Origin of the sequence: Flavobacterium sp. LC2016-23, from assembly GCF_009674775.1 — a bacterium.
GTDB lineage: Bacteria > Bacteroidota > Bacteroidia > Flavobacteriales > Flavobacteriaceae > Flavobacterium.
This window is the reverse complement of the sequence record NZ_WKKE01000003.1, coordinates 145,615-161,677: the sequence shown is the minus strand read 5'-3', so window position 1 is coordinate 161,677 and position 16,063 is coordinate 145,615. Positions and strand designations below refer to the sequence as shown.

The following is a 16,063-nucleotide window of genomic DNA, read 5'->3' as shown; positions in this document are numbered from 1 at the left end:
CTTATCCTAGACACGATCACAAGCAAAAAAAAATTATTATATAGTGTCTTCGTTATTGGTTCTTAGCGGTTTTGACCTTAATGTAGTTTGTGAGTTTCTCGTATTCTATTTTCTTTATGTAGTTTTCCATATAGTCATAGTCGATATGCCCATTTTTATTTATCGGAAATAATAACTTTTGTCTTAACATCCGGGTTTCATTAAACTTATAGGCATATTGAAACTTGGACTTTTGGTTTAAAATACTTGTTTTTATGAACAAATATAAAAATTCATTTCCTTTTACTTCTTTTAGGCTTAATCTTTTTACATCATCAGAAAATATAGCTTTGTAAGGATGATAAAAATTTTCTACAACACTTCCGTTGTAGTTTACTCCTAAAACATTCGAATCTAAAGAAGAATTGATATTTGAGACAAAGTTTGTAATCCCATTATTTGAATCAGATGCACCAATAAATGGGGTTTCACCCTTAAACATATCCGCTTTTGTCAGTCTTTTACCAGCCTTTATATTAAAAACATCTTCAATAAAAAATTCTCCCCACTCTTTTTCATTAAGTGTTTCAACCTCCTTGAAATCTTTTACTTGTTCTAATTTTTTAGTAATGTAATTTTCAATTTGTTTGTTTTTTTCATGCATTTTAAACTCTATATACTTTTCCATAAAAGCATAATCAGGTTTACCTTTGGAATTTACAGGCAACAAAATTTTTTCTCTTTGAATTCTTTTGTCGTTTATTTCCCTATTAAAACCATATTTCTCATTTAGTCTTTTTGCAATACTTGATATAAATAAGTAAACGTTTTTACTAAAATCTTTATTCTCAAGTTTGGTAACGTGATCACTAGCTACAAATGAAAATGGCTGAAAAAAGGTTGCGCCTACACTACCACTATTAGCAATTGTTAAACACTTTTCAAATTTTCTAACATTTTCAGTATTTCCAATAAAACCATCAACACCATTATTTAAAGCAGTTGATGAAATGTAAGGTTGATTACCTGCTTTATGGTCATCCTTTTTTAATCGTTTTCCTCTTTGAATACTTGGAAAAATTTCGTTTAAATTGAATTCACTCCACTTAATATCTCTTAAGTCCATTCTAATAAGATTATTAGTTATCAAATAAATATTGTTTGCCTTGCAAAACCATATTTATTTCAAATGTTAGATAGTTTGCGATGGTCTTTTCAAAGTCATCTGCATTTGGAATTTCATCATTGAAATAGTAAAATGAATGTAACCATTCATCTTCGGGCTCAATAGTAGTTTTTACGCAAAATTTCGTTTCGGCTTCAATTCGGTTAAACCATACATCTAATAAATGTTGTTTTTTATCTTTAGCGTGGATGGTCTCAACAAGTCCTCTATGTTTTTGGACTTCAAATCCATCTTTTTCAAAGTTAATAAACTTTACTTTCTTGTCTTTGTAATGTGGAACACCTGCAGTAAAAACTGCAATACAGGGATTTGTTCCTACTCCATAGAACGTATTTTTATTTAACGTAATCACCCCTTCCAAAGTGTGATGTTTTAAAATATTTTCTTTTATTGCCTGTTCTTCCTTAGTTTTACCTGTCATAGAAGATTGAGGAACAATTACAATTACTTTACCATCTTGAACGATAGAATTTAGTAAATGTTCAGTAAAATTTATCTCGTATAAATTCGTATTGTTTTTGCTCCCCATTGAGTAAGGTGGATTCATCATTCCAATTGTACAACCTTTTTCCTGTAATAAGGAAGAGTTAAATTTTAAAAAGTCTTCTTGTTCAAGATTACTTTTTCCATCACCACGCAAAATCATGTTTGTGGTAGCAATAGTAAACATATAAGGTTGTAGTTCTAAACCATGCAACTGGTTTTTCCTAATATTTTTTTGCTCTTCCGGATTATCAGTTTTTTGTAACATATTATGCATAGATGCGATTAAAAAACCTGCTGTTCCGCAGCAAGGGTCTAAAATCGAATCCGAAGGTTTTAATTCTACCAAGTCACAAAACAACTCCGTAACATGCTTTGGTGTTAATACAATACCTAATGATTGACCATCGCCGCCAGAATACGACATAAATTCCCCATAAAATCTTCCCAAATAATCTTCAGCAGACTGTATGTATTTAATGTTTTTATAAATGTTCTCGTATAAAAACTCTGTAAAGTGCTTTAAGGGAGTTTTCTTTAAATATTCGTTTTCTTCGTTAATGGCTTTGGTATCTTTTATTACCAAAAACTGGCTAAGTAATTTATCCTTTTTTACTTGAGGTGAAACATTGGCTCTTTTTAAGTTTTTTTCAACAGCTTCATAAATTTTTTCACCATCTGTTGTTGTTTGATCACCTACAAGACTATCAATACTGAAACCTTTATGTTCCATCTCCCGTAATGCCAAAAGAATCCCTGAAACTATTAATGGCTTATCTTTGTCCTGAATACTACCATAGTTTCTTAAATCTTCGTGAAGATTCTTGGCATCCCTGAGAATTTCTTCTGTGGTTTTGTCTTCAGGTGTCTGCTCTTTGAGAATATTTTTAGTGTAATATTCATCAATATTTTTTTCATTGAAAAGAGTAAACGTTTCTACATCGTCAAGTTCTTTATAACCTCCTCTTTCATCTATAAATATAGGCGTTATTTTATGTCTTTTCTCATTTCCTGAAACTCCAAAAACTACGAATTTTTTATAGGTAGTTTTCTGAGCTAAATGTTTGCCGTAAAATAAAGCGCCATTTACAGCGTAATTCTTTACGCTCGCAATTTCATTACATATTAAGTCCTTTTCATTTCGCCTTACATGAAGTGAAACATCTGATTTATTTTCGATAATTAGAACAAAGTCTTTGACAACTCCGCAATATTCCGGAAAACCAACTTTTCCTGTACCTGCTTTTGAAGCCGATTTTAAAGCATCGTCAATATCTTTAATGTTGCTTCCTTGTGGATGCAAATTAACATTCGCTTCTTTAAGCATTTCATAAACCCACAAATCTGTCAATACTTCTTTTTTTGCCATCTATCCACTCAAATTATAAATCATATGTAATAGTTGGTAAAGTTAAGTTTTTTTAACTCTTTTACCTTTCAAAAACTTTCAATTTATCAACTATTCGTATGCAGGATATTAACACAAATGTTTTCAGCAAAAGGGGATGTAAATAAAAATTACAAGAAAACTATTAATACTTATACCACTTTAGCATCAATTTTAGGTATATCTTGCTTCACATTTAAATTTAAAAAATAATAGGATTACCGATAATTCAAGTATGTTGGTGCATGATCAATACTAGATGCAGCGACAAAAATTCTGTCTAATACCGACATTAAACCTGTCCAATCATGATCGGATTGAAGCGAGCCATTTTCTATAGCGACGCGTATTTTTTTTAAGTATTTTTTTTGCAATTCAGCTTTACGGGAAATCTCTCCTTGGCAAGTATTTATTTGCGCTTCAATATTTTTCCATTTAACAGGAACCAACGTGTTATTCGCGCCAGTCAAAATATCAATGCCTAGGTACATTTCAATGCTACATGCACGTCCATTGACATTTTCATATATTATTCCATCTGGCCCAATGATTGGGTAGTTATTTGCAAGTTCAATTGGCGGCAAAGTTATTACTCTAAAATTGCTAGGGAATTTTCTTTTTTTTAAGCGTTCAGTCGCTGCTACACCTGCAGCATCATAATCAAATAACGCTATAATTTTATTGCTGATTCCAGCCGCTGCAAAAGATTTGACTGTTTTTTCAAGCATAGCTGATCCGCCCTCTGCTTTATAGGTATCAAAATCCAGAAATGAAAAGTAGCTATACACCTTGGGATAGAGTAATTTCAAAGCTTTACTAAGTATCTTACTATCAGAAGAACCTTCTGTAAGGATTATGATTTTTTGGAATGGTAAAGTAGAATCAAGATACATCTGTGAGGTGCTTGCACAAACAGGCTCATCCTCTTTGTAATATCCCGAATCAACCACAGAGGTTATGTCTAAAATTAATTCTGAACAAGGTTCTACGGCTTCCAACGCTCCTCGAAGAAAGTAACCTATACCGATATTAGGGTAACCTAAATACAAGTTTTCGTCAACATCATTATAATCAAGAATAAAGCTGTAGATATTGTCATGTACCTGAAGGTTATCGCTCAAGTTGGTAATTTTGTTATCAAAAATATACTTAATTAATTTTAACCAGTATTCAAATCCACCATTCTTTAAAATATTGAGGTGTTTTTCATCACTATTTTCAACTGTATTAAATAGTTCAGTATTGTATTGCTGCCTAGTTTTTAAAGCATTCTCGATACCTTCAGCATATTTAAGTTTAACTTTATCTAAAGTATAACCCATGATTTCAAGGCGCAGCTTCATCGTATCGACAGAAGCCGAATACTCAAAGGTAGGCACATTATTATTATCTGCAATAGGCTGTGTATAATAAAGATCGTAGGGAACAGAACGACTTCGTCGGTCATCTTCATTAAAAAAACATGACCAAAACGTACTGATGTAGCTTTTAGACTGATCTATTTCATAACCATTTAATGTTAATGCGCAAAAACTTCCCATAGCTTTTTATTACTGTAAATATTTAAATTATTTTCTCTTTAATGCAAGGAAGCCCCGATTAAACTTTAAAAGCAATATCTAATGATTCATTGCCATTTTATCCTGTTTATAACTGCTTTTTTTTAATAGTCAATTTCAAATATAATAAGTTAGTAGTTAATTAAAATTAATAGAAGGTTCAATACGTTCCGGTTTCCAATAAAATATTTTATTATCTGCAAAAAAAGAAATCGGATACTGTGGTGCAGCGAAAGAACTTTCGACATTATCAAGTTGAAAGATAGAAGACATTTTTATATCAACAAGCATATTGCACGCATCATAAATACCAGCAAGTTTGCTGGGAAGATCTCCGATACAATCCTGTTTATAATCTGCTCTTAAATCGCCAATTGCATTATGAAAGACACTTTGTGTAAAAATATACACAAAATTGATAGTGGTTGTGTCTCTTGCAATTATTTCCTCCACAATAGCTTTGAAAAGGTTGTGCTCAAGACTAAAATACCCTGTGTTGATTAAGAACACTCCGCCCATGTTGACTGAATTTATCTTACGATATTCCTTTATTTGCTTTGAAGCTTTACCAACAGCATTTTTTATTGAATTTGCTATAACACGTTTATATGCTGTCTTGACTTCTCCTGACGCTGCAGAAAAATTGATATTTACAGAAATGCCATTATCTTCTTCAAATATTTTGGTAATTGTATTACGCCTTTCTTCATTATATAAACTCTCCTTTTGAAGATCCTTCAATTCTATAACTAAATCTCCTAGCATAAAATCGGGAGTCATAGTTGCTCTTTCGGGAATTTTACTACCTCCTAACTGACAAATAATAGTTTCAAAATCGGACTCATTAAATCGAGGGATATTATGGTAATAGAGATTTGAAAAGCTAGCTTCAGAAAAACTTGTAAAAGAATAGCCATCATGTTCAGCTGTAATATAAGCTTCCCATAAGTCTCCGCCGACGTCTTCGCAAAGTGAACGGATAAGCTTATCAATTTTTATTTCTGAACTGACAAGATAGCCTTTATTAGAAATTATTGTATAAAGCTTCAACCGTGAAAAATCACTTTCATCTATCATTAAGATGCAGTTGTTGTAATTTTGGTTTTTCGTGTTGAATCCTTCAAAAATTACTCTAAGGATGTTTTTAGCACTATTCATCTTTTATTACAATTTTAAACCTATCCATAAGCCTTTCCAAGTCAATACTATAAGGTATTTTTCTTCTTGAAATTGGCGATAACTGCTCAGCTATATTTTGATTAGCTCTATCGAGGAGTGTTTCTTGATTGGGAGCAGTGTTGACTTTCTTGATTTTATTCATTTTTTCCAAATGATAATTGAGCACTTCTTTAAAATTCTTGTCCTTAACTTGGAAGTAAGGAAGCCAAAGTATTAATGAATCAATGTCTATTACAGTAAGGCTTTTAATGTTGAAGTTTTTATTTAAATCGCCGAGCCTTTCTATACACTGCTCCTTAAACCATTGATTAAGTCTGTAGTTAATACCCAATGTCTGAAATATTCTGTCATGTACCAGCAAAACAGGATAGACCGTAAGTGAGTTCTTAGAATTTACATAATCATCAAACCTGAATTTCTTGCGGCCAATTTCTTCGATAGTAGTAACTAGTTGTCCAATCCCTACTTTCTTTTTTCCATCGATCAAAAATTTTGTTTTTAAAACAGCATTAATCTGCTCAATATCAGCTGATGATTTAATTTCCTTCGCAATCAATACGTCTTTATTTTCGAAAACAAATACTTCATTATTATGTCTAACATAATAATCAGGTTCTCCTGAAAGTTCCTTTTCCCTCTCGGGCTTCTTTATAAAATATTTTTTTGCAAATATCTCGTCAAGCAGGTTTTTCATAAGAAAGTTTTCAGAAAATTCGCTATTGAAAAAGCTGAAGAAATTACCATGTGAAGCTTTTAAAACATCATCCTTTTCATAAATTTCCTTTAGCTTAAACTTGGCACTTTTGTAAAACTTATCAATTACAAAAAAGTAATGGATGATTGAATAGAGATTATCTCCAACTTTATAAATGGGATTATTTTTGATATTGGTAAAATCTTCATCAGGAGCTATGTCGTCAGAAACCATTGAATCTAAAAATGCCTTTGCGTCTTTATCCTCAACCTCCCAAAGATAACTGTTGGTTCCTTTTAATTGCATTAATTTCCCAAATAAAAATGTCATCTGCTCTACGAATTCCTTTTCATTTGCAACCATAAATGATCGAATGAATTCATCTTTAAGATTTAAATACTCAGGCCTAGAATTCAGAAATCCCAATAATGCTTCAACCTTGTAAAAAGTGGCGTAAAGTAAATGCAAAAATTCGATATTGTCATTTTCAGAAATGCCAAGATCTGCAAATGGAAAAGTAAATATTATACTAAAATCAACAATCTTTTCAAAATTACCTTCATTTACATTATCCAGCACTTGATTATTTATAAGTTCTGTATTAATGCATAAGAAGGCCTTAAACAAATTTATTTCATCATCATCTGGAGAATCGTTTGTATTATTTTCTAGTAATTCCTTCGAATTAGACAGAACTGCTTCCGCAAATTTTAAAGCAGTTTGACCACTGACTACTTGTGGCTTGGATGTGATTTGTCTATCAAATAAATAATTTTCAACTCTCTTTACTGCTTGGTAATGTAGCTCTTGGTTACTAAAAAAATTATCATAGTTAGGAACAGGTTTGGTATTAAAAAAGCCAATGGATCTCAATAAAGATTCTCTTGAGACTTTGCCTAGATACGCAATAATAGGTTCCATTTTTTCGTCTGGAAAGATATCTTTAAATTCAAGTAATTGCTTAATATTTATCATAGTTTTAAATCTTTCAAAAAAAATTAACCGAAGGCAGCAAATATGCAACTATCTAAAATGGATCTCCAATAGTATTCTTTAAATCAAACATTGAAAGATCTAAATAGGCCATAAAGCTCCTGAAATATTCCTCAAAATCATCAGTCGCTTCATTTGAATAAAGAAGCTTGATCACATTTCCTGGAAGTGGCCATAGTGAATGAAAATGGTCGATTGTCCTTAACCGGGAAGTAATTGCATTGAATAGCATACCCTGCATGTTTGCTCTCATCTCCTCTTTTGAAAATACGTTATAGATGTCGATGTTAGATAGAGCAGCATAATAACCATCACCGAAGGCAGCAACTTCAGATGGATTGAGTCCTTTTTCTATAACAAGGTGCTTGTTGGAATTGTCCAAAATTCCCTGCTCAAAATATGAAACTGGTGTTGAGCTGCTGGCATACTCTTTTTCCTTAAATGTCTTATAGGGAATTTTTAAAGCCTTAAGCTTTTTAATTTCCGGTCTTTTTTCTTTAATCCAAATGCTGTACCGACGAAAAATCAAATCTTCGCGAAACTTATCCAGCCTATTTGACTCCAATAGATTTTTTATGTCATCATAAGGAATGTTATTATTGGTGCGATGGTATTTTATTTGACTTCTTAACTCGATATTGTAGACCTGATCGGGAAGTACATTTATGTACTCAGGCTCTAATAAAAACCACGAAATATTTAAATTATCCGCATGGAAATCATTGAGAATTAAAGCTATAAATTCGGGCGGGTGCTGCATTATATAGTCTGCCAGAAGGCCGCGATATCCCTTCTCAGACATTACCTGAATCTTATTGATCAGACTTACCGAATCATACATTTCTATATATCCTAGCTTTTCAAATACTGGCAGCGCCACGTCCAGAGCATATAGAGAATGGTCCTTACGTGCATAGTATTTTGTCCAAAACAATGAAATTGAATTCAGATCTATTTTACGCTCCTGATATAGAGCTAATCTCACATAACTGAGAATGTCCGCCCACATCGTGAAACTGGTATCATTTTTATGGTTGTGGATATACTGTCTTAGCGACAAATTCAAGAAATCATTATCCTTGGCTAACATTCCAATCGCCAATAGATATTCTCTTGCCTGTTTTAATATGTAAGATAACGCGTATTGATTGATACCCATATCGTCTGTGACCTCCTCCAAAATAGTAAGAGCCTTCCAATCACTGCCCTTCATATATTCACTTATTCCTCTGTACAAAATCTTATAAGCTTTCCTGTTCTCTTTATGTATAAAAAGATCTTCAAGAATATAAGTAAAAATTTCCCTGAAATCCATATTGGAGCTGTCATCCAAGAGTGAACGGATTTTAGAAGCCGAAAGTGGCTTTTGATGTTTTTCAAAGAATTCTATTTCCTCCTGTGCTTCATTCTGTAATTTGCTAAAGAATTGACGTGTTTCATAGTTGTCATCGCTTGTAGTATTTAAAAGAAGAGACCCATCGTTTGTTTCTAAATAGTAAAACATTCCGAACAGATAACGGTTGCTTGTAATGTCTTCGATAGTATAACCATTAAAAAGTAAAGATCGACAATAGGTGAAGTGAAATCCATTTAGAGAGGAGATATGATCACGAGAAACCATATTTAATATGAGGGCTAAATCATAATATTGTCTGATTTCTAAAACTTCCGGTTCCATCTTGGAAAGTGCTTCACGAATCTGAAAATAAAAGTCTCTGACAGCTTCGAAGTCAATAACGTCAACCATGAGTTTCCTAAACTCCTCTATGGAAGCGTATTTTCTTATGATGTTTTGCTTTTCTTCCTTTGAATGATCAAAATAAGAAAATCGTGATTGAAATCGCTTCTCCATGTTCATTATCGACGCGTATACAACGGCATTAACCTTATCTGATATGAGTTTGTAATCGGTGTTGCGTTTGCGCAGGAATGTAATAAAACTATCATGAAACATCGAAATTCTGTTGAGACGCAGCTCAAAAAGATATGGATGATCAGTGACAAATTCCTTTACGAACATCGCGCCATATGCATCAAGGAATAAGTCAATTTCAGAGTGCATCAGGTATGACCGAACACAAATAAAGAGTGCTAGCGCCTGTTTTCCCTTTTCTCCTTCAATTATTTTCTCGTAATACCTATCAATGTCATCAAATGCTTCGAAATCGGGCACATAGCCTTCAATCCTGTATTGTTCTGCAATGTATCTCACCAGTATTGGATAACCGCTGGTTATTTTAAATATTTTTTGAATGATTTCGTAATTCTGGATATGGTAAAGTTCATTTAAAACTGTTTTTGTCTGTCCCTGATTCCAATTTCCCAGCAATTGTTTTTTCCAAGGTAACAAGCGTTGTAAAGGACGGCTCAACACGATTACTTTGCAGTACTGCATTAGTTTATTAATAAATGTAACGTATTTCTCCAGGTCATTTGGATTATAGTTTTCGACATGGTCGAGGCCATCAATTATAACAGTCTTTTCAAGTTCTTCCAATTTTGCTATTATCTGTACTTCGGTATATGGTTTTAGGTTATGGAACAGCTTTTTGGAGAAATCCTGAATGAAGTTATTGTACTTCAGCCGCTCGTTATAATCATTATCCTGATTGGACACCCAGAAACGATAAACAATGTTCTTTTTATACTGCTTTTCTAGGTTTACCACCAGATGACTTTTTCCTACACCTGGCTTGCCTTCTATAAGTAATATATTCTCAACATCAAGCACTTTCCTTGTCAGGTTGACAGTAGGTTCTATTAAATATGTTTTGAAGATATTCAAAGCTGGGAGGTCACTTATTTTTATCAGAAGTTTTCGTTTGTCCAGACATTTACTGAAAAACTGATCGATGAGATATTTCCTAAGATGGTCTGTTTTATAAAGCTCTTCTATCCTTTGTTCTATGTCTAATCCTGATTGTGATATTATATAGATATTTTCAAGACGGAGTGCCGGTATTCCTAGTATCTCACAATCAGGTGTAATTTCGAGCCTGTTGAAAAATAAAACATTTATTGCATTTGACAATTTGTGAAGATTTCCGGCAATAGAGATTTCGGTTTCTGAAACGACGATCTCGTTTAGTGAGATGGAAGCATAATCTTTTATCTGAAAATAAAATTCCTTGTCGTTGATAAGCACCTTGATATCGTCAAATTTATGATCTACCAAGGCTTCAATTTCAATGGAATCAATAGTTCTTTCTACATCCATCTTTGTCAGCATCAGCGACGTAACAAGTTTTTGAAAAGAGTAGCCATAGAAAGCGTTTCTCATAGGATTTATAATTTAAAAATGACAGAAATTTATTTGGAGAAAACAAATATAGCGAACCTACTTAAACTTAAACTTTTAACCGAATTGCAATATTAAATTTCACGAAGCGTGTAAACTTAAAAAATGAAATGATTCATTCTTTACGGTTTTCCGTAATCGAAGAAACTTGAATTAATATTTGTTTCTAGAAACCTAAAAGTTTGCTGTCTATCCCAAGACCAAAGCCCCACCAGTACTTACTATTGTAAATCCAATCCTGATTATCCTTGGATAATGCAAAATCAAAACCAACTGGTATTATTGCTACAGTTATAGCATTGTAGGTATATGTTACGGCCGCACTTGTGGACAGAACTAATCGATTTGAAGCATCAGTGACTTTGCCCTCTGTATTCTTAGAGTTAAATTCTTCAACAGAGGGAGCAATAAGCGCTCCAAAGCTCCACTTGTGAATTGATGAGGTTCCATCAAAAAAATAATTGGTAGTTTTACTGTACGGTCCACAATATAATCCTAAGTTTTTTATATCTGCACGAACATACTGGTCAGTGTTTCCGAGTGCTGGCCTAATTTTAAAAGGAACGGTCAGCACAGAAAACGAAAAGTTACCTGTTTTGTTTGTCTTCAATACAAAAGCTGGTGATATCGGATACTTCTTGGTTTGTATCTTTCCATCTGTGTCAAAATATTTCACGTGATATTCATTCTCGATTAACGTAACAGAGATTACTACACCATTTACTTCTGACCTAGTATGGTCAAAACTCTTTTGTTCTTCTGAAATAAATATTCCGGTATCCTTTTTTTTATGAAGAGAGATAGTCACTTCCTCACTCAGGTTGTTGCTCTGAGAAAAACAAATGCTTGAAAGCAGTACGATAGGTAAAAGTAAATTTAGTTTCATAAGATTTGGTTATTGGTGACGTATAAAATTACGTTTTAATTCCACTTGGACAATAAGTATTACTACCTGATTAACTTAGTCTTGCCGCAAAACAATTATACGCAATGATTAATTTAGGAAAGCAGATTAGCACTTTTAATTCCTATTGCAAAATATCCACCTACATCTAGTATAATACTGAAATACAAAGATATACTTAATCATTCGTATGCTAAATCTGTACAATAAATTTGGTGGATTAAAATTTTATTCCTAAAATTGCGTATGCTTATTGGCAAGCTTGCTCGTTCGTGCAAAGATTTCATCAGCCAATAGTTTAATAATGCTAACCTACCTGCTTATTATCCAAATAAAGATTACGAACGCAAACATCCAGGATAATTAAGTTGGTACTAAAGGAATGTATTATGAAAACTATTGAGTACTTCAAACTTCAGGCAAAAAATCTGCACAAAGATTTTAAAACACAAAAACCTTATTTCGATTCTTCGTTAGGCGACAACCTCTTTGAGTATTCGCCAAAATTTTTCGATGTTGACGCGCTGGTCACTGACTTCGAAATCGATGAAAACCATTTCACACTGATGAATGCACAGCATATAATTGCCAAGCTGGGAGGATGTGAAAAATGGACTATGCTTCTGAAAGCAAATCCAGAGGGACTGGAATTATCAAAATTGTTGTTCGATAACATGCATAAAATCAGCATCGAAGAATGGGATATGTATATCTCGGGCGAGGAAAACGAGAAAGGTTTCTTATTTGATGACGAGTTTAAACTGGACATTTTTAAAGCGGTTTTTGCAGATGTAGATGGCCACCAAAGTGGTGGTTACGACTACCGTCTGACTAAAAGAGAGAAACCATCAATTGAAAAACAAAAAATTAACCCCATGGAAAATAAATCTACAATTAAAATTACTACCCTGCCATTGGCCGAAAAAGATCACAATGAATTCATTAAAGTAGCAAATTGGAAATTCGAGGATACACTGCAAAGTATTGAACATACACATCCTGAATTAGTACGAAAATTATGGAATCCTGAACAATATATTGAGGAAGTTATAAAGCCAGATATGTTACCCATCGATCGGGACTACGCACTTTCGTTGGTTGAAGCTTTCTTAATCCACAAAATTATTGAATTAGCTACGGAAGTTGATAATCAGGTCTAGAACCTTTATTACTTTTTAGCTCAAAAGCCTCAAATTTTCGAGCAAATGGTTCGAGTTTTGTATTTTAAGGTGCACAGAAATGGATTGGAAACACAAATATATCTATTACAAAGAGGTGTAAATTTGCTGCTGAACAATAATTTTAATACATTTACATTTATTAAAGTACATTGACTGATTGCTATTAAATTGATCAAGGCTACAGAGGGCTCCAAGGTAACTCATTAAATATGAGACCTATTCGGCTACCCTTTTTGGAATAAGACTTGAAAACACCAATAAAATCAACGAATTAAGGAATAGGCAGGTCGTCCTGCCACCCCGACGAAAATCCTTTCTGTATCTGCAGAAAGGATTTTTTAGTTATATCTGTTTTATTTTCTCTATTTTAGAATAACAAAAACTGATTATCAGGCTTCTTAAATCCGACAATAAAGACTTACTTTTGCACCATCAATTTAACACAATCATATTATGTCAGATACTATCGAAAAAATTAAATGCCTAATTATAGGTTCTGGTCCTGCGGGATATACCGCTGCTATTTATGCTGCCAGAGCTAATATGAATCCAGTTTTGTACCAGGGAATGCAGCCGGGTGGTCAGTTGACTACAACAAATGAAGTGGAGAATTTCCCGGGTTATGTTGATGGAGTTACAGGACCTGAAATGATGATTCAGCTGCAGGAACAAGCAAAACGTTTCGGCTCTGATATTCGTGATGGCTGGGCTACTAAAGTTGATTTTTCAGGAGACATTCATAAAGTATGGATTAACGATTCAATTGAATTGCACTGTGAAACGGTAATTATTTCTACAGGTGCTTCGGCTAAATATTTAGGGTTGCCATCCGAACAGCATTATTTGCAAATGGGCGGCGGAGTTTCTGCCTGTGCCGTTTGTGACGGATTTTTCTACCGCAATCAGGAAGTTGTAATTGTGGGTGCGGGTGATTCTGCTTGTGAAGAAGCGCACTACTTATCTAAACTTTGTAAAAAAGTAACCATGTTGGTGAGAAGTGAAAAATTCAGAGCTTCTAAAATCATGGAAGAACGTGTTCGCAAAACCGAAAATATCGAAATTTTACTGAATCACGATACTGTTGAAGTACTAGGGGATGGAAATGTGGTACACGCTATAAAAGCCTTAAACAAAACTACTGCTGAAGTCGTAGAGATTCCGGCAACAGGATTTTTCGTAGCGATTGGGCATAAACCAAATACAGATATTTTTAAAGAGTATCTGAATTTAGATGAAACCGGTTATATTATCAATACTCCGGGAACTTCCAATACCAATATTGCCGGTGTTTTTGTAGCAGGTGATGCTGCAGATCACGTATACCGCCAGGCGATTACAGCTGCGGGTACAGGTTGTATGGCAGCTTTGGATGCTGAAAGATATTTGGCAGCGAAGGAGTAAAGAGTCGCAGTTTCAGTTTGCAGTCTCAGTTTTCAGTTTTTGTTCTGGTTTGAACAAAACTATGCAATAAAAGAAAGTCCCAATCAGTTTACGATTGGGACTTTTTTATTTATGAAGTTCTAGACTGCCACTGCGACTGGAAACTGCGACTGAGACTAAAATTTTACTTGATCTTCTTAATCAGCTTCGCTTCTTCAGAAAAACGGGTAAGTTGTATTGCCGGATTTCCAAAAAGGGAAAGCTCTGCTTTGTCACTAACCGCTATCGAAATGGTCGTTTCTGCCAAAATACTGGCTGTCGCATAGTTTTCAACCGTAACATTGGAATCTTTTAAAGTAAATTTTGTTCCGGTAAAAACCGAATTGTTATCTAAACGAATGGTCGCTTTTTCAGCAATACCTTCAATAGTGGCTGCCGCTTTCTGATACAAATCACATTTGAATTTTATGGCAGAAACCAATGTTTTGACAGAAGCGCTTTTGCTTAATTGTAAGTTGGCATCTTCTGCTTTTACGTTTAATTCCGTTTTTGATTTGTCATCAGCAATCAGAGAGAATTTTTTCGAATTTACATTCAAAAATAATTTGGAATAATCAAAGCTGTTGAATGTAATGTCGTCCAGCTGAATTTCCTGAATGGCATAAATAGCCGCTTCATTTTTAGCAATTACGCTCTTCAATGATTTGGTATAAGTCACACGCACAATCAGTTTTTTAAAAATGGAGCTTTCTTTTGAGGTATACAAACGAAGTGTACGTTCTCTGAGGTCCATTCCGATAATATCGTGAAGATTGTCGTCGGCTTCAATTTTGATTTCGTTTTTTTCTCCTCTTTCTAAATAAACTTCTAAATTATCGTCGGCTTCAATACCGTCAAATTCTCCGACTTCTTTAATAGAAGTGGTAACGATTTTAGATCCTTTTATTTTTTCCCGCCTTTGGGCGTAAGTAAATGTTGTAATCAGTAATAATAGGAGTAGGGCTGTATTTTTTTTCATTAATGCTGGATTTGATTTTCACAAATATAAAAAAATCATCCACTTTCGATGAATGATTTTTTTATATTTAACAGATAAATATCGTTTACCCCTGGCTGATACTTCCTCCTGAATTTGAAGTTTTCTCAATTGTTTTTGGCGTACTGTCATAATTAATGCTTCCCCCGCTGCTGGCTTCCGCTTTCAGGCTTACAATTGGATGAACACTTACATGTCCTCCGCTTGAAGCTTCCGCTGTAACATCGTTAGCGAATAATTTATTGGCACTTATAGTAGATCCGCTTGAGGCTGAAGTCGAAATTTTTAAAGCTTTTCCTTCCACATGTACCGAACTTCCGCTTCCGGTATCGACCGTAATATTGTCAGATTCTAACTTAACATCCATGGTCGCAGCGCTTGAAGTTTCCAGATCTATATCTACACCTTCAATAATGCCTGTGCTTACGACAGAAGAAGCGCTTGAAGCCTCTATTTTGTCAATTTTAGGCATCTTTACCGTTACTTTTTTCTTCGTGATATCTCTAAAAGAACTGTATTTGCATTTGATGATCAAAGTACCGTTTTCGACTTTTGTAGTGATTTCTTTTTGTAAATTATCATCAGCTTCCACAACAATTTCAGTGGCATCAGCCTGTTCGATCACTAAATCAATTGCGTTGCTTACGGATATTTTGGTAAAATCTCCCTGAACAATTCTTTTTTCGGTAGTAACATTTCCGCTTCCTTGAATTGAGTTTACGTTAAAGTTACAAGAAGCAAACAATAGCGCGGTAATGGTCGCAACAACGAATTTTGTAATGTGAATGATTATTTTTATCATGG

At 33.9% G+C, this 16,063-nt stretch carries 11 protein-coding genes; 2 read left to right on the top strand and 9 right to left on the bottom strand.

What is annotated here, in order from left to right:
• Positions 1-52: 52 nt before the first annotated feature.
• The 7 genes from GJU43_RS03595 to GJU43_RS03565 all read right to left on the bottom strand — a co-directional run bounded on the left by GJU43_RS03595 (position 53) and on the right by GJU43_RS03565 (position 11,644).
• Positions 53-1,105, bottom strand: a complete 1,053-nt coding sequence (locus GJU43_RS03595) for a restriction endonuclease subunit S (protein WP_154339463.1) — start codon at positions 1,103-1,105, stop codon at positions 53-55.
• 13 nt (positions 1,106-1,118) lie between these two features.
• On the bottom strand, positions 1,119-3,017 hold the full coding sequence (locus GJU43_RS03590) for a class I SAM-dependent DNA methyltransferase (RefSeq protein ID WP_154339462.1): 1,899 nt from the start codon (positions 3,015-3,017) through the stop codon (positions 1,119-1,121).
• Positions 3,018-3,253: 236 nt separating this feature from the next.
• Complete coding sequence (locus tag GJU43_RS03585) at positions 3,254-4,576, bottom strand: HEPN/Toprim-associated domain-containing protein (RefSeq protein ID WP_154339461.1); 1,323 nt, start codon at positions 4,574-4,576, stop codon at positions 3,254-3,256.
• A 156-nt stretch (positions 4,577-4,732) separates the two neighbouring features.
• Positions 4,733-5,752: a hypothetical protein gene (locus tag GJU43_RS03580; protein ID WP_154339460.1), complete on the bottom strand. Its 1,020-nt coding sequence runs from the start codon at positions 5,750-5,752 to the stop codon at positions 4,733-4,735.
• The gene (locus GJU43_RS03575) at positions 5,745-7,442 is read right to left on the bottom strand and encodes a hypothetical protein (RefSeq protein WP_154339459.1); all 1,698 of its coding nucleotides are present in this window, start codon (positions 7,440-7,442) and stop codon (positions 5,745-5,747) included. Before GJU43_RS03575 ends, GJU43_RS03580 begins: the two co-directional genes overlap by 8 nt.
• 52 nt (positions 7,443-7,494) lie before the next feature.
• Positions 7,495-10,740, bottom strand: a complete 3,246-nt coding sequence (locus tag GJU43_RS03570; protein ID WP_154339458.1) for a hypothetical protein — start codon at positions 10,738-10,740, stop codon at positions 7,495-7,497.
• A 184-nt stretch (positions 10,741-10,924) separates the two neighbouring features.
• Positions 10,925-11,644 (bottom strand): hypothetical protein, encoded by a 720-nt coding sequence (locus GJU43_RS03565; RefSeq protein ID WP_154339457.1) that lies wholly within the window; start codon positions 11,642-11,644, stop codon positions 10,925-10,927.
• 407 nt (positions 11,645-12,051) lie between these two features.
• On the opposite strand from GJU43_RS03565, the gene GJU43_RS03560 reads away from it, so the two are divergent.
• Positions 12,052-12,822 carry a hypothetical protein gene (locus GJU43_RS03560; RefSeq protein ID WP_154339456.1) on the top strand — a complete coding sequence of 257 codons (771 nt, stop codon included), beginning with the start codon at positions 12,052-12,054 and terminating at the stop codon, positions 12,820-12,822.
• Positions 12,823-13,296: 474 nt separating this feature from the next.
• Complete coding sequence (trxB, locus tag GJU43_RS03555) at positions 13,297-14,244, top strand: thioredoxin-disulfide reductase (protein ID WP_154339455.1); 948 nt, start codon at positions 13,297-13,299, stop codon at positions 14,242-14,244.
• Between the two features lie 163 nt (positions 14,245-14,407).
• Here the strand turns inward: trxB and GJU43_RS03550 are convergent, their stop codons facing one another.
• Positions 14,408-15,241 (bottom strand): GIN domain-containing protein, encoded by an 834-nt coding sequence (locus tag GJU43_RS03550; protein WP_154339454.1) that lies wholly within the window; start codon positions 15,239-15,241, stop codon positions 14,408-14,410.
• Between the two features lie 85 nt (positions 15,242-15,326).
• Entirely contained in the window at positions 15,327-16,061 is a 735-nt protein-coding gene (locus GJU43_RS03545; protein ID WP_154339453.1) for a head GIN domain-containing protein, read from the bottom strand.
• Between the last annotated feature and the right edge of the window lie 2 nt (positions 16,062-16,063).

Excerpts from the sequence above, each read along its gene's own strand:
- GJU43_RS03590 (WP_154339462.1), bottom strand. The coding sequence starts at position 3,017 with ATGGCAAAAAAAGAAGTATTGACAGATTTGTGGGTTTATGAAATGCTT.
- GJU43_RS03570 (WP_154339458.1), bottom strand. The coding sequence starts at position 10,740 with ATGAGAAACGCTTTCTATGGCTACTCTTTTCAAAAACTTGTTACGTCG.
- GJU43_RS03575 (WP_154339459.1), bottom strand. The coding sequence starts at position 7,442 with ATGATAAATATTAAGCAATTACTTGAATTTAAAGATATCTTTCCAGAC.
- GJU43_RS03565 (WP_154339457.1), bottom strand. The coding sequence starts at position 11,644 with ATGAAACTAAATTTACTTTTACCTATCGTACTGCTTTCAAGCATTTGT.
- GJU43_RS03580 (WP_154339460.1), bottom strand. The coding sequence starts at position 5,752 with ATGAATAGTGCTAAAAACATCCTTAGAGTAATTTTTGAAGGATTCAAC.
- GJU43_RS03545 (WP_154339453.1), bottom strand. The coding sequence starts at position 16,061 with ATGATAAAAATAATCATTCACATTACAAAATTCGTTGTTGCGACCATT.
- GJU43_RS03595 (WP_154339463.1), bottom strand. The coding sequence starts at position 1,105 with ATGGACTTAAGAGATATTAAGTGGAGTGAATTCAATTTAAACGAAATT.
- GJU43_RS03560 (WP_154339456.1), top strand. The coding sequence starts at position 12,052 with ATGAAAACTATTGAGTACTTCAAACTTCAGGCAAAAAATCTGCACAAA.
- GJU43_RS03550 (WP_154339454.1), bottom strand. The coding sequence starts at position 15,241 with ATGAAAAAAAATACAGCCCTACTCCTATTATTACTGATTACAACATTT.
- trxB (WP_154339455.1), top strand. The coding sequence starts at position 13,297 with ATGTCAGATACTATCGAAAAAATTAAATGCCTAATTATAGGTTCTGGT.
- GJU43_RS03585 (WP_154339461.1), bottom strand. The coding sequence starts at position 4,576 with ATGGGAAGTTTTTGCGCATTAACATTAAATGGTTATGAAATAGATCAG.